This window comes from Segatella copri (genome assembly GCF_003465495.1).
GTDB lineage: Bacteria > Bacteroidota > Bacteroidia > Bacteroidales > Bacteroidaceae > Prevotella > Prevotella copri_G.
Map to the genome: position 1 here is coordinate 1 of NZ_QSAV01000022.1, position 17093 is coordinate 17093.

19 protein-coding genes are annotated in these 17093 nt (G+C 45.4%); 7 read left to right on the forward strand and 12 right to left on the reverse strand.

Annotated features, from left to right (window positions below; genetic code table 11):
• Window positions 1-405, forward strand: a 405-nt coding sequence (locus DWV53_RS07955) for a PepSY-like domain-containing protein (RefSeq protein ID WP_259318942.1), incomplete at its 5' end; no start/stop codon positions are given.
• A gap of 167 nt (window positions 406-572) precedes the next feature.
• Here DWV53_RS07955 and DWV53_RS07960 read toward each other — a convergent pair.
• Complete coding sequence (locus tag DWV53_RS07960; RefSeq protein WP_118152866.1) at window positions 573-926, reverse strand: hypothetical protein; 354 nt, start codon at window positions 924-926, stop codon at window positions 573-575.
• 329 nt (window positions 927-1255) lie between these two features.
• Here DWV53_RS07960 and DWV53_RS07965 point away from each other — a divergent pair, with 329 nt between their 5' ends.
• Genes DWV53_RS07965 through aroC form a run of 3 tightly spaced genes read left to right on the forward strand, consistent with a single transcriptional unit; the run spans window position 1256 to window position 3305 of the window.
• The gene (locus tag DWV53_RS07965) at window positions 1256-1540 is read left to right on the forward strand and encodes a hypothetical protein (RefSeq protein WP_006846647.1); all 285 of its coding nucleotides are present in this window, start codon (window positions 1256-1258) and stop codon (window positions 1538-1540) included.
• Between the two features lie 8 nt (window positions 1541-1548).
• Window positions 1549-2151 carry an FKBP-type peptidyl-prolyl cis-trans isomerase gene (locus DWV53_RS07970; protein ID WP_117694761.1) on the forward strand — a complete coding sequence of 201 codons (603 nt, stop codon included), beginning with the start codon at window positions 1549-1551 and terminating at the stop codon, window positions 2149-2151.
• Between the two features lie 26 nt (window positions 2152-2177).
• Window positions 2178-3305, forward strand: a complete 1128-nt coding sequence (aroC, locus tag DWV53_RS07975; protein ID WP_118152813.1) for a chorismate synthase — start codon at window positions 2178-2180, stop codon at window positions 3303-3305.
• Between the two features lie 75 nt (window positions 3306-3380).
• On the opposite strand, the gene nth is transcribed toward aroC, so the two are convergent.
• Genes nth through DWV53_RS07990 form a run of 3 tightly spaced genes read right to left on the reverse strand, consistent with a single transcriptional unit; the run spans window position 3381 to window position 4871 of the window.
• On the reverse strand, window positions 3381-4028 hold the full coding sequence (gene nth / locus DWV53_RS07980; protein ID WP_118152815.1) for an endonuclease III: 648 nt from the start codon (window positions 4026-4028) through the stop codon (window positions 3381-3383).
• Between the two features lie 5 nt (window positions 4029-4033).
• Window positions 4034-4645, reverse strand: coding sequence for an OmpH family outer membrane protein (locus DWV53_RS07985; RefSeq protein WP_040552750.1), 612 nt, complete (start codon window positions 4643-4645; stop codon window positions 4034-4036).
• Between the two features lie 31 nt (window positions 4646-4676).
• The gene (locus DWV53_RS07990; RefSeq protein ID WP_117586554.1) at window positions 4677-4871 is read right to left on the reverse strand and encodes a hypothetical protein; all 195 of its coding nucleotides are present in this window, start codon (window positions 4869-4871) and stop codon (window positions 4677-4679) included.
• Between the two features lie 120 nt (window positions 4872-4991).
• Here DWV53_RS07990 and DWV53_RS07995 point away from each other — a divergent pair, with 120 nt between their 5' ends.
• Window positions 4992-6452 (forward strand): aminoacyl-histidine dipeptidase, encoded by a 1461-nt coding sequence (locus tag DWV53_RS07995; protein WP_118152817.1) that lies wholly within the window; start codon window positions 4992-4994, stop codon window positions 6450-6452.
• Between the two features lie 67 nt (window positions 6453-6519).
• Window positions 6520-6906, forward strand: a complete 387-nt coding sequence (locus DWV53_RS08000) for a hypothetical protein (RefSeq protein WP_147468755.1) — start codon at window positions 6520-6522, stop codon at window positions 6904-6906.
• Between the two features lie 67 nt (window positions 6907-6973).
• On the opposite strand, the gene DWV53_RS08005 is transcribed toward DWV53_RS08000, so the two are convergent.
• The 4 genes from DWV53_RS08005 to DWV53_RS08020 form a co-directional block, all read right to left on the reverse strand.
• Window positions 6974-7498, reverse strand: coding sequence for an RNA polymerase sigma factor (locus DWV53_RS08005; protein ID WP_118152868.1), 525 nt, complete (start codon window positions 7496-7498; stop codon window positions 6974-6976).
• 205 nt (window positions 7499-7703) lie between these two features.
• Entirely contained in the window at window positions 7704-9761 is a 2058-nt protein-coding gene (gene htpG, locus DWV53_RS08010) for a molecular chaperone HtpG (RefSeq protein WP_118152821.1), read from the reverse strand.
• Between the two features lie 142 nt (window positions 9762-9903).
• Window positions 9904-11118, reverse strand: a complete 1215-nt coding sequence (locus DWV53_RS08015; RefSeq protein ID WP_118152823.1) for an L-serine ammonia-lyase — start codon at window positions 11116-11118, stop codon at window positions 9904-9906.
• Between the two features lie 86 nt (window positions 11119-11204).
• Window positions 11205-11981, reverse strand: coding sequence for a peptidylprolyl isomerase (locus DWV53_RS08020; protein WP_118152825.1), 777 nt, complete (start codon window positions 11979-11981; stop codon window positions 11205-11207).
• Between the two features lie 148 nt (window positions 11982-12129).
• Here DWV53_RS08020 and DWV53_RS08025 point away from each other — a divergent pair, with 148 nt between their 5' ends.
• Window positions 12130-13038 carry a hypothetical protein gene (locus DWV53_RS08025; RefSeq protein WP_118152827.1) on the forward strand — a complete coding sequence of 303 codons (909 nt, stop codon included), beginning with the start codon at window positions 12130-12132 and terminating at the stop codon, window positions 13036-13038.
• A 162-nt stretch (window positions 13039-13200) separates the two neighbouring features.
• Here the strand turns inward: DWV53_RS08025 and DWV53_RS08030 are convergent, their stop codons facing one another.
• The 4 genes from DWV53_RS08030 to DWV53_RS08045 all read right to left on the reverse strand — a co-directional run bounded on the left by DWV53_RS08030 (window position 13201) and on the right by DWV53_RS08045 (window position 16806).
• Window positions 13201-14310 carry a UDP-N-acetyl glucosamine 2-epimerase gene (locus DWV53_RS08030; protein ID WP_118140541.1) on the reverse strand — a complete coding sequence of 370 codons (1110 nt, stop codon included), beginning with the start codon at window positions 14308-14310 and terminating at the stop codon, window positions 13201-13203.
• Between the two features lie 99 nt (window positions 14311-14409).
• Complete coding sequence (locus DWV53_RS08035; protein WP_117694779.1) at window positions 14410-15360, reverse strand: SPFH domain-containing protein; 951 nt, start codon at window positions 15358-15360, stop codon at window positions 14410-14412.
• A 48-nt stretch (window positions 15361-15408) separates the two neighbouring features.
• Window positions 15409-15858, reverse strand: a complete 450-nt coding sequence (locus DWV53_RS08040; protein ID WP_117586546.1) for an NfeD family protein — start codon at window positions 15856-15858, stop codon at window positions 15409-15411.
• A 51-nt stretch (window positions 15859-15909) separates the two neighbouring features.
• Window positions 15910-16806, reverse strand: a complete 897-nt coding sequence (locus DWV53_RS08045) for a M48 family metallopeptidase (RefSeq protein WP_118152829.1) — start codon at window positions 16804-16806, stop codon at window positions 15910-15912.
• Between the last annotated feature and the right edge of the window lie 287 nt (window positions 16807-17093).

A 17093-nucleotide genomic window follows, 5' to 3' on the forward strand; every position in this document is an offset into this window, starting at 1 on the left:
ATGGTTTCATGCAATATGGTGGCGAATGCGGGCAACGACAAGCCTATCTCTGTAAATGCACTTCCTGCCAAGGCTCAGACCTTACTCAGCCAGCATTTCAATGATCAGAAGGTGATGCTTGCTACCATTGAGTCGGGAGTTGTGAGCAGAAGCTACGACGTGGTTCTGCAGAATGGCACGAAGCTGGAGTTCGACAAAAAGGGAAATCTTACAGAGATTGACTGCAAGCAGGCCACCGTGCCAGAGCAGCTGATTCCGCAAGCCATCAGGAATTACCTGATGGATAATTATGCAGGACAATCGGTGAAAAAGATTGAAATGAACAAGAATGAATACGAGGTAGAACTGGCTAACGGATTGGATTTGACCTTCAACAAGCATTTCCAATTAATAGATATTGACTGATTATCAAGTTAACTGAACTTTCGCATATCAGGAAGCTAAGCTTAGCAAATAGTTAAAGTACGGACTGAAGGCCCAAAAGCCAAAAAAAAATCCCAGTCAGGATAAAACCTCGACTGGGATTCTTATTTTAAATCTCTCTCTTATTTTTCTCATCTATAAAAAGATGATTACTTCAAACCACGGTTGATAAGAGTTGTGTTGAGAAGCATCACGTACTTACGATACTGACTGTTGTTCAAGATAACGTGCATGTACTTGAGATCCTTCAAAACAGCCTTGTCAATCATTGCAGAACGTTCCTCACCCTTTGCTGTTGCAGCATTCATCATGTCTGCGGTGAAGTTCTTGTGTACATCAGCTACAGCCTCTACCTGGTCGATGTTCAAGCTCAAAGCATCTGCCAAGCTAGACATCTTTACATTCATGTTGTAAGCTGCTGTTGCATTTGTCTCCTCTTCTGCTGCGAAAGTAGCTGTTGCCATTGCAAACATAGCTACTGCTAATACCATAATCTTCTTCATAATCTTTTTACCTTTCTTTAATTTTGTGAGTCCTGCACATCCGTAGACGCCGGCTCTGTTAAACATTATCCTATAGTCTTTTTCTTTAAGACGCTGCAAAGATACGAACTTTTCTCTGTGTGCGCAAACATTTCTTGGGGTATTTTCAGTTTTCCGTCTATTTCTTGACTTAAATCAACAACAATACACCCAAAAAGGCGTCAGAACGTTAGAGATATTACATTTTCTCTATCATTTTGTAATATCATCGAAAAAAAAGCCCTTTTTCTTCGTTTATACCAATTATTATTTGTACCTTTGCAAAAGATTCAACCTATAAAACAAGCAAAATGGTACAGGAAAATCATATAGACAAGGCACTCGCCTTTATGGAAAGTCTCGAGAAACTGGGTAACCAGCTCAAGGCGGCTGAGGAACACCAGAAACAGCTCATCGCCCGAATGCTGGATCTCAAGAAAGAGAATCTGACCGACGGCGAGGAATATGCTGAACTCTCGCAGAAGAGCAAAAGTCTGCAGGACATCATCGACAAATGGCGCCCTATCTATCTGGAACGCATGGAGATGGTAAAGAGCGTAAGTATTCAGAAAAGAAAAAGAAATAATAAAAAATAAATATAGAAATGGAAACAAACAACAAAAACAAGTTTATTGTAGTTTCATACGCACTGTATGATGTAACTAATGGTGACAACGGCGAGGAGATGCTCATCGAGCGCACAACCGACGAGCGTCCGTTCATCTTCATCAGCGGTATGGGTGTTACCCTGCCAGCTTTCGAAGAGAAGGTGGTAGACCTGGCTAAAGGTGAAGAGTTCGACTTCCAGCTGGACCCAGAGCAGGCTTACGGACAGCACTATGATGAGCGCGTACTGGAGCTCGACAAGCAGATTTTTACCATCAACGGCCAGTTTGATGCACAGCACGTACAGGTAGGCGCTATCATCCCATTGCAGAACGAGGATGGCAACCACTTCAACGCAGTAGTGAAGAACATCAGCGATACAAAGGTAACCTGCGACCTGAACCACCCATTGGCTGGCTTGAAGCTCAACTTCTGCGGTCAGATTCTCGAGAGCCGCGAGGCTACTGCTGAGGAGATTGCCAAGATGGCTCAGATGATCAGCGGCGAAGGTGGCGGCTGCTCAGGTGGCTGCGACAACTGCGGTGGCGACTGCAAGGATGGCAACTGTGAAGGTGGTTGCGAAGGCGGCTGCAACAAGTAATAAACACCTTTATAATATATAAGGTAATGAGGAATACATTTGGTAATCTTTTCACTCTCACTACGTTTGGAGAGAGTCATGGAATAGCAGTAGGAGGCGTTATTGACGGATTTCCTGCAGGCATAGAAATCGACATGGACTTTATCCAGAGCGAGCTGAACCGCCGACGTCCAGGACAGAGCCACATCACTACGGCCAGAAAGGAAGCTGACAAGGTAGAGTTTCTGAGTGGTGTGTTCGAAGGCAAATCAACAGGAACCCCTATCGGTTTTGAGGTGCGTAACCAGAACCAGCATTCTCAGGACTATGAGAACATGCGCTGTCTCTTCCGCCCTTCTCACGCAGATTTCACCTATCACGAGAAGTATGGCGTACGCGATCATCGTGGCGGCGGCCGTTCTTCAGCCCGCATCACCATTGCCCGATGCGTAGGCGGAGCCTTGGCTAAACTTGCCTTGCGACAGTTGGGCATCAGCATCACGGCTTATACATCGCAGGTGGGCAGCATCGCGCTGGAGAAAGATTATCATCTGTATGACCTTAACACCATAGAAGATAATCCGGTGCGCTGTCCTGACCAGCGGAAGGCGAAGGAAATGGAAGATCTCATCGCCCAGGTTAAGGCCGACGGCGATACGATTGGCGGAATCATCACTTGCGTCATCAAGGGGTGCCCGGTAGGATTGGGCGAGCCTGAGTTTGACAAGCTTCATGCCCAACTGGGTGCTGCCATGCTTGGCATTAACGCCGTGAAGGGTTTTGAATATGGTGAGGGATTTGCCGGAGTTACTGCCCGCGGAAGTGAGCAGAATGATGTCTTTATCCCGAAGGCTGATGCTGCAGAGACGCCAGCTGATGCTGCTGCTGTGAATCAGGATATTGCTGCCCGTATTACAACAAAGAGCAATCATAGCGGAGGAATACAGGGCGGTTTGAGCAATGGTCAGGACATCTATTTCCGTGTTGCCTTTAAGCCAATTGCTACTCTGCTGATGGAGCAGAATACGGTAGATTTGGAAGGAAATGCCACCACGCTGACTGCCCGCGGCCGTCATGATCCTTGCGTTTTGCCAAGAGCCGTGCCAGTGGTTGAAGCCATGGCTGCCATGGTGATTCTGGATAATTATCTCTTGAATAAAACAATAAAACTTTAATTAGTGATTAATTAGTAGTGATTAGTGATTAACAAACTAATCACTACTAATTAATCACTAATCACTAATAACTACCTAAAGTTTACTGTCCTTTAATAGTTTTGGGCAATATTCATTAAAAAAGCATTTATCGCAGAGCGGTTTCGTACTCTTGCAAATATATCTGCCATGCAGCAGAATCCAATGATGCGCATTCGGAATATCCTCAGCCGGAATGTGTTTCATCAGATAATCTTCTACTTTTCGGGGCGTATCTGCCGTTTTCGGCACCAAACCCATACGATGACTCACACGGTAAACATGCGTATCCACCGCCATCGTAGCATGACCAAACCATACGGCACGAATCACATTCGCCGTCTTGCGCCCCACTCCTGCCAACTTCTCCAAATCATCCGCAGCCTCAGGCACCTCACCTCCGAACATATCAACCAGCTGGCGAGACATTTCAGCAAGATGCTTCGCCTTGGCATTCGGATAACTCACCGAACTGATCAACTCATAAATATCTTCCTCGCTCGCCAGTGCCATGTGCTGCGCATCAGGATAACGGGCAAAGAGAGCAGGCGTAACCATGTTGATGCGCTTGTCGGTGCATTGCGCAGAAAGCAAGGTAGCCACCAGAAGCTGAAATGCGCTACCGAACTGCAACTCGGTAGTTACATTCGGCAGCGCACTTCTGAAATGATTCAATATAAAATCGTATCTTTCCTTACGAAGCATTTCTCTTACTTTTTAGCAGGAGCAGCCTCCTCTTTCTTCAGCTTTCCCTTGTAAGCCTTGTTCAAGCCGGAAATCACCTCTTTTGTAATATCGTAAGCCTTGTCAGCATAGAGCAGGTTGTCACCACTCTTAGAGAAGATGATACTATACTTCTTGTCCTTGTTGTAGCGGGCAAGATAGTTGGCAATGCTGTCGTGAAGTGCCTTGTTGTACTTCTCCTGCTCAGCAGCAAACTCGTTGCTCAAGCGCTGCTGCAAGCCCTGCAGGTCGTTATTCTGCTTCTGCAGTCCAGCCTGGATAGCCTCAGCCTGCTCGCGGGTGTAAGCATTCTGCTGAATCTTCTGCTGGAAGTTGGCTGCTGCTGCCTGAAGCTGCTGGCCCTTCTGCGCAATAGTAGCCTGAATGTTCTGACCCTTCTTCTCCAAGATAGAAGAATACTCCTTAGCAAAGGTATACTGAGTCATGATAGAGTCTACCTCTACATAAGCAATCTTCAATTCAGCAGGAGCCTTGCTCTCTGACTTAGCCTCTACCTGAGGCTGAGATTTGTTGCATGATGCCAATGACAGGGCAGCAACAGCTGCAATTGCCACTGAACTCAAAATGTTCTTTCTCATTTTTTCTATCATATTATATTATTACTATTTTCTAATAAGCCTTGTTGGCTTCCCTTGCCTCGCGGTCCTGATCCACCACACAATGAATGCCCTGCTTGCGCAAGCCCGGATTGTCATGCACATGCTGGGAAGAGAACTTGCCGTTCTTCTTAAAAATCACCTTTACGCAAAATAATGCCATGCAGATAGCAATTATTAACACGCTTAATAACATTAATTTTATCATTTTTATTACCTTTGCAGTGCCTTAGTGCACTTTTGGGTGCAAAGGTACTATTTTTTTGGGAATAACCAAAACAAAATAGCAGAAATAAATGTTTTATCAAAACAAAATAATAGAAAATAAATGAATAAAAGTGAATTGAAGCCTGCTCTCGTGTTCGAGCAGTTCGCAAAAATCAACGAAATACCTCGTCCTTCCAAGCACGAGGAGAACATGATTGAGTTTTTGAAATCTTTCGGTGAGGCTCATCAGCTCGAAACGCTGGTAGATGAAACTGGTAATGTGCTCATCCGTAAAGCTGCCACTCCAGGCTACGAGCATGCTGAAACCATCATCCTGCAGAGCCACATGGACATGGTTTGCGATAAACTGGTAGATGTGGATTTCGATTTCCACAAAGACGCCATCCAGACTTACGTAGACGGAGAATGGCTTAAGGCAAAAGGCACTACATTGGGTGCTGACGACGGTATAGGCTGCGCCATCGAACTGGCTATCCTGGCAAGCAACGATATTGAGCATGGTCCTATCGAGTGCGTCTTTACACGTGATGAGGAAACCGGACTGACCGGTGCTCACGGCATGAAGGCGGGCTTTATGACCGGAAAGATGCTCATCAATCTTGACTCAGAGGATGAGGGCGAAATCTTCGTATCCTGTGCCGGTGGTCAGACAACCCATGCCACTTTCCACTTCTCACGCGAAGAGGCTCCTGCGGGTTATTTCTTCATGGAAGCTTCGCTGAAGGGGCTCAACGGTGGTCACTCGGGCGATGACATCAACAAGAAGCGCGCCAATGCCATCAAAATTCTTGCCCGCTTCCTCTTCCTCGAAAATGAGAAACTGGATGGAAGTCTGCGCCTCGTAAGCTTCAACAGCGGCAAAATGCACAATGCGATTCCTCGCGACGGAAAGATTGTTTTCGCCGTCAAGAATGCTGATAAGGAACAGGTTCGTGCCGATTGGAACATCTTTGCATCAGAAGTAGAAGATGAATTCCACGTAACCGAACAGGCTATGCTGTTCAATATGAGCAGCAGCGATGCAGCACCTGTCATCGAGAAAGCTGTAGCTGACAAGTTCGTAATGGCTCTCCAGGCTGTAGACAACGGTCCGCTTACTACCTGTCAGGATGAGGCGATTGCCTGGATGGTAGAAACCTCAAGCAATGTGGCAAGCGTGATGACCGATGAAAGCAGCATCAACATCGTAGCTTCTCAGCGAAGTAACGTGATGAGCAATCTGGCGAACATGACCAACACCGTAAAGGCAGCCTTCCTTCTGGCTGGCGCCGAGGTAACTGTAGGCGACAAGTATCCTGCCTGGAAGATGCGCGCCAACAGCGAGCTTACCGACCTGGCTGTGAAGGCTTACGAAAAGCTCTTCGGCAAAAAGCCATTGGTAAAGGGTATTCATGCCGGTTTGGAGTGCGGTCTTTTCTCAGAGCGTTATCCTGAGCTCGATATGGTAAGTTTCGGTCCTACCCTTCGCAATGTTCACACCCCAGACGAGGCTCTTCTCATTCCTACTGTAGAGATGGTTTGGGATCACTTGCTGGAGATTCTCCGCAGCGTGGCTAAATAAGCAAGCGTGCTAAATAAAGCAACGAGCTTCATAAAAGCAGCACAGCTTAATAAAAAAGAAGATGTCTATGATAAAGAAAATGATGTTTGTCATGGTTTCAGGACTTGTGCTGATGTTCACCTCGTGTGGCGATCAGCACAAGGCTCAATCTCTGGTCAAGGATTTTCTTAATGAAAACCTCGTTGATCAGGACTGCAGCTATGAGCGATTCTCCCGCCTCACTCCTACCGCCATGATCAGTTTCGACCAGATGAAGGTGATGCGACAAAATGTCAGCAAACTGCCTTACGTCAAGAAGAATATTGATTATAATGATGCAGCTTATCCCGACACCTTATTATATTTAAGGGCTACATACAAGCTGACCAACCATCAGGGCGAGAAGCAGGAAGTAACCCAAACCTTTTATCTTGATAAAGGTTTGACAAGAGTAATCGGGTTTAAGGAAAACTAAAAAAAAACAGTTAAGAATTGCCTTTCAGCAAGGCAGTAAGAATAAACAGAAAGAGTTGACTAGCATTTTAACTAGCCAACTCTTTTTTCATAAAATCTCTTATTTCTTTTCTAGCCAGAGTCAGACGATTCTCAGCCGCTTTATATCCGAGGTTCAGACTTTGGGCAATCTCGCTCACCTGCATTCCTTCGAAGAGATTCAGGCGGTAAACCTTGCTTCTCTTCTCTGTGAGCCGGGCAATGCCACGCTCCAGAATCTCGTTGGTCTGCTGGGCAGAGAAAACAGATTCGCCATCAACATCATATCTTCCCATCCAGTCACTAGCTCCCAGGAAGTGTTCATACTCCTCAATCTTATGCTTGCGCCGGTAATAATCGATAATCAGATTCTTGGCAATGGTGTATACAAAACAAGGTAAAGTAACAGGCGTAATCATCTTATCGCCTCGAAGTAATCGCACAAAAGTATTCTGCACGATGTCTTCAGCCTCGTCTGCCGGAAGCGAACGGGACATGACATACAACTTCAGCTCGTTGTAGTGTTCAGAGTAATAATCAGCAATAATGCTGTAATTTGAATTTGTTTGTTCCATGATGGCGATTTTTTTAATCATGTTTTTCGTTTATCGATATTGCAAAGGTAATAAAAAAAAGGAAAGCCACCAAAGGAAAGCGAAAAAAAATGTGCTAAATGTTCGTTTTGAAACATTTAGCACATATGATAGAAACAATTTGTAACATGAAATGTTACGCATCGCAAAGTTTTATTTCTTAATTCAAACCTTTTTACAGGTTGGATTACTTAATCATGTCAACGCTTCTCTTGAGGAATGCGTCGAGCGAAGCACCCTTCAACATACCGTTCTGAAGCAGGGCGAGGTCGATGAGCTGGTGAACAATGTTGTTGTTCTTAGCATAGCCCGAGATGATTTCGTTGCGCTTAGCCTTCTCATCGTTGATGGCCTTCTCTGTGTTGTGAACATCATCCTTCTCCTGCTGGGTAATCTCTTCAGGCTTCTTCTTGTTCTGCTCCTGATGGAGTACGGCAAGGCGAGCTTCCTGACCCTTGATTTCTGCAAGGATTGGCTTCAATGTTTCAGCAGTGTTGGCCTCAGCATCTTCCAATACCTTCTTTACCAGAGCATGGTCTGAGTTCAGTACGATGTTGTAGCTGTCTGGCATCTGACCGTAGAAGTTCATGCCTGCCTGGAACTGGCTCATCGCCTTCATACGGCGCATGTACTCGTTCTGAGTGATGAGCACTGGCTGGTTCTGTTCGCCCAAAGCCTGAATCTCAACAAAGAATTCTGTCTTGTCGAGTTGAGGCATCTGAGAGCGGAATACTTCTGTCAAGTTGTCAGACTGCTCTTTGCTCAAATCGGTCTTCTTAGCATCTTCCTTCACGATGAGGCGGTCGATAATGTCGGCGTCAACACGTGTAAAGCGGCTCTTCTCCAGCTTCTGCTCCAGCATGTTTACCATCGGCGTATCGAGCTGACCTTCCATCAGGAGTACAGAATAACCCTTCTGCTTGGCAGCTTCGATGTAAGAATACTGCTCTTCCTTATTGTTGGCATAGAGATAAACCAGGTTGCCGTCCTTATCGGTCTGGTTGTCCTTAATCAGCGTCTTGTACTCCTCGAAAGTAAAGTACTTGCCCTCAACATCTTTCAGAAGTGCGAAGTCCTTTGCACGCTCGTAGAAATCTTCCTGAGAGAGCATTCCGTAGTTGATGAAGATCTTGAGATCATCCCATTTCTCTTCAAACTCCTTGCGGTTCTCCTTGAAGATAGAGTTCAGACGATCGGCTACCTTCTTGGTGATGTAGGTAGAAATCTTCTTCACGTTGCTGTCGCTCTGCAGGTAGCTGCGGCTTACGTTCAGCGGAATGTCCGGTGAATCGATTACACCATGAAGCAATGTGAGGAATTCTGGTACAATGCCTTCTACCTGGTCGGTTACGAACACCTGGTTGCAATAGAGCTGAATCTTGTTGCGCTGCATGTCGATGCTGCTCTTGATGCGTGGGAAGTAGAGAATACCCGTGAGATTGAATGGGAAGTCTACATTCAGATGAATCCAGAACAACGGGTCGTCCTGCATCGGATAAAGGGTGTGATAGAACTTCTTGTAGTCCTCATCCTTCAGTGTACTAGGAGCCTTGGTCCAGAGAGGCTCCACATTATTAATAATGTTATCCTCATCAGTCTCCACATTCTTGCCGTCCTTCCACTCCGTCTTCTTGCCGAAAGCAACAGGCACTGCCATAAACTTGCAGTACTTGTTCAGAAGTTCCTCAATCTTGTTCTTCTGCAGGAATTCCTTGCAATCATCAGCAATATGGAGGATGATGTCTGAACCACGCTCAGCCTTGTCTGCATCTTCGATTTCGAAAGCAGGTGAACCATCGCAGCTCCACTTTACAGCCTTGCTTCCCTCTTTGTAGCTCTTAGTGATGATTTCTACCTTGCTGGCTACCATGAAAGAAGAATAGAAGCCGAGACCGAAGTGGCCGATGATGGCGTTGGCATTCTCCTTATACTTGTCGAGGAAGTCAGTTACGCCTGAGAATGCAATCTGGTTGATATATTTATCGATTTCCTCCTCTGTCATACCTATACCATGGTCGCTGATAGTCAAGGTTCCAGCCTTCTCATCGAGAGAGACACGAACGGTTGTGTCGCCTATCTCGCCCTTGAAATCGCCCTGAGCTGCAAGAGTCTTCAACTTCTGTGTAGCATCTACGGCGTTTGAAACCATCTCGCGGAGGAAGATGTCGTGATCTGAATATAAGAATTTCTTGATGACAGGGAAAATGTTCTCTGTCGTTACACCAATATTACCTTTCTGTGCCATAATATAAAATGTTTTTATTCGTATTTACTTTATTATTGTTTGGCAAGGGGACTTACAAATAGCGTGCCAAAATAAAAGCCCTCTTACCAAACAGAATAAAATAGCTGAAAAACATTTTATGATTCAGCGAAGCATTTTATGACTAAATGTCTCTTGGAAATCCCTTTGCCAAACCGCCTTCGCTTGTTTCCTTGTAAAGCGAAGGTAGGTCATGACCCGTCTGTCGCATTACTTCAACTACACGGTCGAAAGATACGGTATGATGGCCATCTGAGAAGGAAGCGTAGAGGTCTGCATCCAAAGCTCGGGCGGCAGCAAAGGCATTTCGCTCGATGCAAGGAATCTGAACCAGTCCGCAAACCGGGTCGCAGGTCATTCCGAGATGATGCTCCAATCCCATTTCGGCAGCATATTCTACCTGAGCCGGACTGCCTCCGAAAAGCTGGCAGGCTGCAGCCGAAGCCATGGCGCAGGCAACACCTACCTCGCCCTGGCAACCTACATCAGCACCACTGATAGAAGCATTCTGCTTTACGATGTTGCCTACCAATCCGGCTGTAGCCAAGGCTCTCAAGATGCGCTGTTCACTCATATCATGAGAAGTAAACATGTGGTAGAGTACAGCTGGCAATACACCGCAGGCGCCACAGGTAGGAGCTGTAACGATGGTGCCACCCGAAGCATTCTCCTCGCTCACAGCCAGCGCATAAGCATAAACCAAGCCGCGGCTCTGCAGGGAAGCACGGTAACCCTTCGCCTTTATATAATAGGTGGCAGCCTTACGCTGTAGCTTCAGCGGACCCGGCAAAACACCTTCATGGTCCAAACCATTCCTGATGCTCTGCTTCATCGTTTGCCAAACCATGTCGAGATAATCCCAGATATCATCCGATTCGCATTTCTCAACATACTCCCAGAATGAGCGTCCGTTATCATAGCACCATTGCTTGATGTCGGCGAGCTTGTTCAGATCATAAACATCCTTGGCGCCCAGCTCTTCGTTGCCGGCAGTACCATCTGATATAGCTCCACCACCAATGCTGTAAACGGTCCATTCATCAATAATATCGCCGTTCAGATCCTTGCCCACAAATTTCATTCCGTTGGGATGATAAGGCAGGAAAGTCTGTGGCTGCCAGATAATATTCACAGTTTTATGAGGTCTGAGCACTTCTTCTATTGCCACATCAGTCATGTGTCCCTTACCTGTAGCAGCCAGACTTCCATAGAGGGTTACTTCATAATAAGAAGCGTTAGGGCAACGCTCCTGAAAAAGTTTGGCTGCACGCTGAGGCCCCATCGTATGACTGCTCGATGGCCCCTTACCTACTCTATATAATTCCTTTAATGACTTCATTTTTCTCGTATTTAATATTTTTACTTATCGATTTTTTCTCTTTTAATGGGCTCAGTTACTTATTTCTTCAGTTTACCATCAGAAAGTTACTTCATCTGCTTGGCTTTCAGAATGATGACATCCGTGAGAGGTCTGTCGTTGTTCGCCTTATCGGTAGCCACATTCTGAATCTTATCAACCACATCCATGCCTTCAAGCACCTCTCCGAATACAGTGTAGCCGTTGTCAAGGTGAGGAACACCACCATGCTTGATGTAGCCCTTTTGCAACTGTTCTGAAGGAATGGCGTAATACTTGCCGTCCCGTTTCAGTTTTTCTACATAATATTCCATCTGCCGGGGAGAAAAATTTCTGCCCCAGGTGATGTAGAAATCAGTAGACGCCGAAGCTTTGGCCGGATTTTCATCATCTCCTTCGCGAGCAGCACAGAGCTGTCCGCGCTTATGATAATATTTAGGATAGATGATTTCTGCCGGAACCGTATAGTTTACATCAAACTTCTGCGGCTTTTCCATGTTCACCTTTCTGCATGAATAATCGCCACCCTGAATCATGAAATTCTTGATGACACGCTGAAAGATGCAACCATCATAATAGCCCGAATTGACAAGTTTCAGGAAATTATCCCGATGCTTGGGAGTATCGTTGTAGAGAGCTACGAGAATGTTACCCACCGATGTTTCCAGCAACACCTGAGGGCAGGTTGGATCGTGCGGTGTTTCCCAGTCGAGCAGAGAATCGGGCTTAGACGCCACAACTTTTCCGGCTGGTTCTGATGTGTTCTGATTGTCTTCACTCTGAGCGAATGTCATAACAGGCACCGTAAGAAGAGCGAGTGTCAATAATCTGATGATCTTCTTCATATTTTTGTATAATTTTACATCTATTTATGTTATCGGATGCAAAGATAATGATTTTATTCTAAAAAATTGATTTTTTATGTGGGAAAAGTTCCTTTGTTTCATACATTCTTCATATCTTTGCAGCAGAAGACAGAAAATGCAATCAATTATGAAGAAAAAAATATATTTTATCATCGCTTTTTGCACTTTCCTCACTACAGAAGTAAGTGCACAGCAACAGGTAAACTTCGGACCATTGCACAGTCCGGACAGTCCGCGCGAAGAATGGTTGCTGCCTGGCGATACGGTTTACCAGGCAGGAAAACCTATGATTTATCAGGGAAAACCGGTGAAAAATGCATATATGACTCCTGCCCGACTATCAGATAAGAAAGAAACTCTCGGCAAAAACGGATTGCTGGGTGATGCTTCGCTAGACAGCACCTATTATAATAATCCCATCTCCAACCTTACCAACGGCTTGAGTTATCCGTTGGGCTATGGCTGGGGGCTGCACAAGGGATTGAATCTCTCGGTAGATCTTTCTGCCTTTGCCACATTCGGCAAGAATGTGCCTCACAGAGGCGGTTTCACTCAGACCATCGATGCAACCTACCTGACGCCACTCACCAAAGACAACAAACTTTGGTTGGCTCTGGGCACTTATATCAACAACGTAAACTATGGTGGAGACAGTTATCATGACGGTGGAGTCTACGGCATTCTGGGCTACCAGTTTAATGAGCATTGGGAGGCTTACGTTTACGGTCAGCTTAGTGTAGCCAACAATTACAATTCTCTTTACGGCCGTTATGGCGGTTATGGCTATGGTCCATACGGCTATTCGCCTTGGGGCTACGGAATGTATCCTTGGGGGATGGGAAGAGGAATCATGCCGGGTGGCTACGGAATGGGAGTACCTGGCGCCAACGTTTTAGGAGCCGGTGTAAGATACACTAATTCCAAAAAGACTTTCTCTATCGGCTTAAACGTAGAAGGAGTATGGTATGATAATAAGACGCCAGCCTATTTCAAGCAATACGACTATCCTGTGCCAAAGGCGCCTGAAAAGGATTAAGGAAAAGGATGGTTTTAAGTTAAGAAAAAGATAAAGCATAAAAAGAAAGAGGTTCACTTTTCAATATAATCATATTGAAGTGAACCTCTAAGTTTATTGTGAAAAGAATCAGTTTACATAGAATTATCTCTCTCCATGAGATTATACCTATGAGTTAAGATTCTATTCAGCGAGAATCTGGACTATTCTTTCTGCTGAGCGGCCATCCCATCTGTCAGGAATGCCCGCTTTCTTCCATTCACCCTTCAGAAGTTTCTGCATAGTTTGCTTCAGTAACTCCGGATCTTCAGCAACCAGTTCGTTTGTACCCACCTTTACAGTTTCAATATGCTCAGTATAGCTGTTGAGCGTAATGCAAGGAACCCCATTGAAGGTAGCTTCTTCAGCCACATTACCCGAATCGGTAATCACACCTTTGGCGTGAGCTGTAAGATAAGCAAACGACAGATAATCGAGCGGCTGAACCACCTGGATTCCACTCTGATGATTACTCTCTTCCTGATAAGCCTTGAATGCGAGCACGAAGCCCAAGGCTTTACCTCGAAGCGGAGCAATCACCTTCACTCCAGCCTGGCGCGCCTCTTCATCTATGACAGAAATGAGCGATTTCATCTCATCAATGTTATTGACGATGGCCTTGCGGTTCAAGGTCAGAACCATATATTCTCCTTCTTTCAGATGAAACTCGTCCATGACTTCAGGCCGCTGCATTTTAGACTGAAGGAAGCGGATGTTGTCGATAAGCACATTTCCTACCATGTAAACCTTAGACAATTCTGCACCTTCCTTGTTGGCGATGCTGTTGTTTGAAATGCCAGCGGTAAAGAGAATATCTGACAAGCCATCAATCACCAGACGGTTGATTTCCTTTGGCATGGTAATGTCAAAACTGCGGGTTCCGGCTGCAATATGAGCAAGCTGCACCCCCTGCTTCTTGGTAACAATAGCCACAGCCATGGTTGAAGCCAGATCATCAACCACAATGACAACATCTGTAGCATTCTGCTGCAGATAGCGCTCAAACTGACCCATCACCTGTCCGGTAAGTTCGTTCATGTTTGGACAGTCTACGCCGAGATAAGCATCCGGTTTCTGAATGCCTAAGTCATCGAAAAGAGAAGATTCCAAAGTCGGATCATCCTCTTTTCCTGTGTAAACCAACTGATAGCTGATTTCGTTACCAGCTTCCTGAGCATTACGAATTGCTCTAATTACGGGCGCAACCTTGATAAAGTTAGGTCTTGCACCTGCAACGATACAGATTTTCTTCATTTTTATCCTGTTTTATATATTTACTGAAGTTACAGTTTACTGATGTCTGAGTGCTTTATTTCTTGAGTCAAAGGGCATTATCCATCGACTCAGAGGTCTTTATCCCTTGAAAAGGTCTTTGATTCCTCCTATAGAACCCAAGAGATTGGTTGCCTCGTATGGCAGATAAACCACCTTATTATCCTTACCCTGTGCTACTTCCTGCATCATACTGATGTATTTCTGGGCCAGGAGATAGTTGGCTGGATTCGTACTCTGTCCTACAGCTTCCGTAATCTTCTGAATGGCAATAGCCTCGGCCTCAGCCTTACGGATGCGGGCAGTAGCCTCACCTTCTGCATTTAGGATAGCCTGCTGTTTGGCAGCCTCAGCCTTGTTCACGATGGCAGCCTTCTCACCTTCTGAGAGCAGGCGCTGCTTTTCCTTCTCACCTTCAGAAGTCAGGATGGTAGCACGCTTGTTGCGTTCAGCCTGCATCTGCTTTTCCATCGCCTGGAGTACACTCTCTGGAGGTGTAATATCCTGCAACTCCACTCGGTTTACCTTGATTCCCCACTTATTGGTAGCATCATCCAAAACAGCACGGAGTTTGGTGTTAATCGTATCGCGGGAGGTAAGAGTCTGGTCAAGTTCCATCTCACCTATTATATTACGCAAGGTAGTTTGAGTCAGTTTCTCTATGGCGTTTGGCAGATTGTTGATTTCATACACACTCTTGAATGGGTCCACAATCTGGAAATAGAGCAACGCATTTATCTGCATCTGGATATTATCCTTAGTGATTACGTTCTGACGGTCGAAATCGTAGACCTGTTCACGAAGGTCGATGCTGTTTGTATAAACGTATCTTCCGTTTCTCATAGACACAATATCCTTGGCATGGTCAATGAAAGGAATGATGACATTAATACCCGGCTTGAGCGTAGCAAAATATCGTCCGAGACGCTCTATGATTTTCGTCTCACTCTGAGGGATGATAACGATGGTTTTCTTAACCACTACGAGTGCAAGTGCTACTAGAGCCACCAGCACATAAATTCCTATGTTCATGATGTTTATACGATTAAGTGAATAATGTTGACTCTAAACTTTTCTTACCTAAACTTTTTCTACCTTGAGGATGATAGATTCGTGACCTAAGATTCGAACCATATCGCCTACAGCAAGCGGTTCGGCAAGATGTGGAGCTTCCGCTTTCCAATCATCTCCATCCAGCTTTACCCTGCCGTATCCTCCGGCAGGAATCATCTCAGTCACTTCCCCTATCTGTCCTGCCAGCGCATCGGCGTTACTGCGGCGGTCTTCCCCACCCTTGTGTAGCGATTTCAGCAGATGCGGACGAACCAACCAGATGCTAAGCATAGAGCAGATAGCCCAAACCACTACCTGCACCCAGAAAGGTGCTCCTACTAAAGCCACAGGAATGCTGATGAGCGCACCAATGGCAAAACAAGTAACATAGAAATCGCCGGAAGACAACTCTAAGATGAGGCAGATGAACATCACCGACGTCCATACCAGCCAAAGGTTATGAGATAAATACTCCATACTTAACTATTTTAATTTGATTCTTCGGATTCGAGAGATTTGGAAAATTCCTTATTTTCTGCGGGTTATAGTCTTCTTTTTGCTACTGGTCTTCTTGGTTGTAGAAGTCTTGCTCGTAGAACCTACCTTATAAGTTGTCTGAGGTTTATAATACTTCAGCGCAGTAGGCATTTCCTTCTGCAAGTCAGCAATACGCTTGGTGTCTGAAGGGTGATCACTGAAAATATCACTCTGATTGCTGCTAGAGCCCTGCGACATTCGCTGCCAGAAAGGAATGGCCTGCTGAGGATCGTAACCAGCCATGGCAGCGAAGATAAGTCCCATGTAATCTGCCTCGGTTTCATTATCACGGGAATACTTCAGATTGCGGAATGAGAAATACCGTCCGGCAACTGCACTTGCCACATTACCTACACCATTACCAACTGTCTGGTTCAACACAGTTCCCAGGATGCTTGTACCGGTTTGCTGATTCTGCTGTTTGGTGAGCTGCTCAGCACTATGTTTAGCCACAGCATGAGCTATTTCGTGACCCAAAACGATTGCCAAACCGGTTTCATTCTGAGTGTAAGGCAAAAGTCCTTCATAAACCACGATTTTACCGCCAGGCATACAGAATGCATTGGCTGACTTATCTTGTACCAGGTTGAATTCCCATGAATAATTCTTCACATCAGCTTCAAATCCGTTCTGCTTCAAATAGAGTTCAACAGCATTGGCAAGTTTTTTTCCTACTCGCTGAACCATCGCCGTATTGGCTGCATTGGTCGACTTCTTGGCAGAAGCCATGTACTTTGTGTATTCCTGATTAGACAGACTGAGAACCTGCTCATCGGATACAGAGATGCGATGAGTGCGACCGGTCAGAGGCACCGTCTGAGTAGTGCCGCAAGATGACAGCGCAAGGACTGCCACAACCGTCAGAACTAAAACCTTAAACTTTTTCATCTTAACTTATGTATATTATGTTTATTCATTAAGTTTATGTGCTGTTTGAAACAGATTTTCTCTGCAAATATACTATTTCTAGTTGAAACCACCAAAGAAAAATGAGAAAAACATGAAATATAACCTAAAAATAACACAAGATAACTGACAAAAAAGGGGTGTAGGAAAAAAAGATGGCAAAAAATAAGGTGTGGCACAATCTTTGCAGTTTCGCAAAACCGTCAGGCTGCCAGATGACAGCTGCCCGAGAAAGCAGCATTATCAGCAGACTGGCTCTAAGAAGTATA

Excerpts from the sequence above, each read along its gene's own strand:
- DWV53_RS07960 (WP_118152866.1), bottom strand. The coding sequence starts at position 926 with ATGAAGAAGATTATGGTATTAGCAGTAGCTATGTTTGCAATGGCAACA.
- DWV53_RS08020 (WP_118152825.1), bottom strand. The coding sequence starts at position 11,981 with ATGAAGAAGATCATCAGATTATTGACACTCGCTCTTCTTACGGTGCCT.
- DWV53_RS07985 (WP_040552750.1), bottom strand. The coding sequence starts at position 4,645 with ATGAGAAAGAACATTTTGAGTTCAGTGGCAATTGCAGCTGTTGCTGCC.
- DWV53_RS08000 (WP_147468755.1), top strand. The coding sequence starts at position 6,520 with ATGATAAAGAAAATGATGTTTGTCATGGTTTCAGGACTTGTGCTGATG.
- DWV53_RS07990 (WP_117586554.1), bottom strand. The coding sequence starts at position 4,871 with ATGATAAAATTAATGTTATTAAGCGTGTTAATAATTGCTATCTGCATG.
- DWV53_RS07970 (WP_117694761.1), top strand. The coding sequence starts at position 1,549 with ATGGAAACAAACAACAAAAACAAGTTTATTGTAGTTTCATACGCACTG.
- DWV53_RS08045 (WP_118152829.1), bottom strand. The coding sequence starts at position 16,806 with ATGAAAAAGTTTAAGGTTTTAGTTCTGACGGTTGTGGCAGTCCTTGCG.
- DWV53_RS08040 (WP_117586546.1), bottom strand. The coding sequence starts at position 15,858 with ATGGAGTATTTATCTCATAACCTTTGGCTGGTATGGACGTCGGTGATG.
- DWV53_RS07995 (WP_118152817.1), top strand. The coding sequence starts at position 4,992 with ATGAATAAAAGTGAATTGAAGCCTGCTCTCGTGTTCGAGCAGTTCGCA.
- DWV53_RS08015 (WP_118152823.1), bottom strand. The coding sequence starts at position 11,118 with ATGAAGTCATTAAAGGAATTATATAGAGTAGGTAAGGGGCCATCGAGC.
- DWV53_RS08005 (WP_118152868.1), bottom strand. The coding sequence starts at position 7,498 with ATGGAACAAACAAATTCAAATTACAGCATTATTGCTGATTATTACTCT.
- DWV53_RS08035 (WP_117694779.1), bottom strand. The coding sequence starts at position 15,360 with ATGAACATAGGAATTTATGTGCTGGTGGCTCTAGTAGCACTTGCACTC.
- aroC (WP_118152813.1), top strand. The coding sequence starts at position 2,178 with ATGAGGAATACATTTGGTAATCTTTTCACTCTCACTACGTTTGGAGAG.
- htpG (WP_118152821.1), bottom strand. The coding sequence starts at position 9,761 with ATGGCACAGAAAGGTAATATTGGTGTAACGACAGAGAACATTTTCCCT.
- DWV53_RS08025 (WP_118152827.1), top strand. The coding sequence starts at position 12,130 with ATGAAGAAAAAAATATATTTTATCATCGCTTTTTGCACTTTCCTCACT.
- DWV53_RS08030 (WP_118140541.1), bottom strand. The coding sequence starts at position 14,310 with ATGAAGAAAATCTGTATCGTTGCAGGTGCAAGACCTAACTTTATCAAG.
- nth (WP_118152815.1), bottom strand. The coding sequence starts at position 4,028 with ATGCTTCGTAAGGAAAGATACGATTTTATATTGAATCATTTCAGAAGT.
- DWV53_RS07965 (WP_006846647.1), top strand. The coding sequence starts at position 1,256 with ATGGTACAGGAAAATCATATAGACAAGGCACTCGCCTTTATGGAAAGT.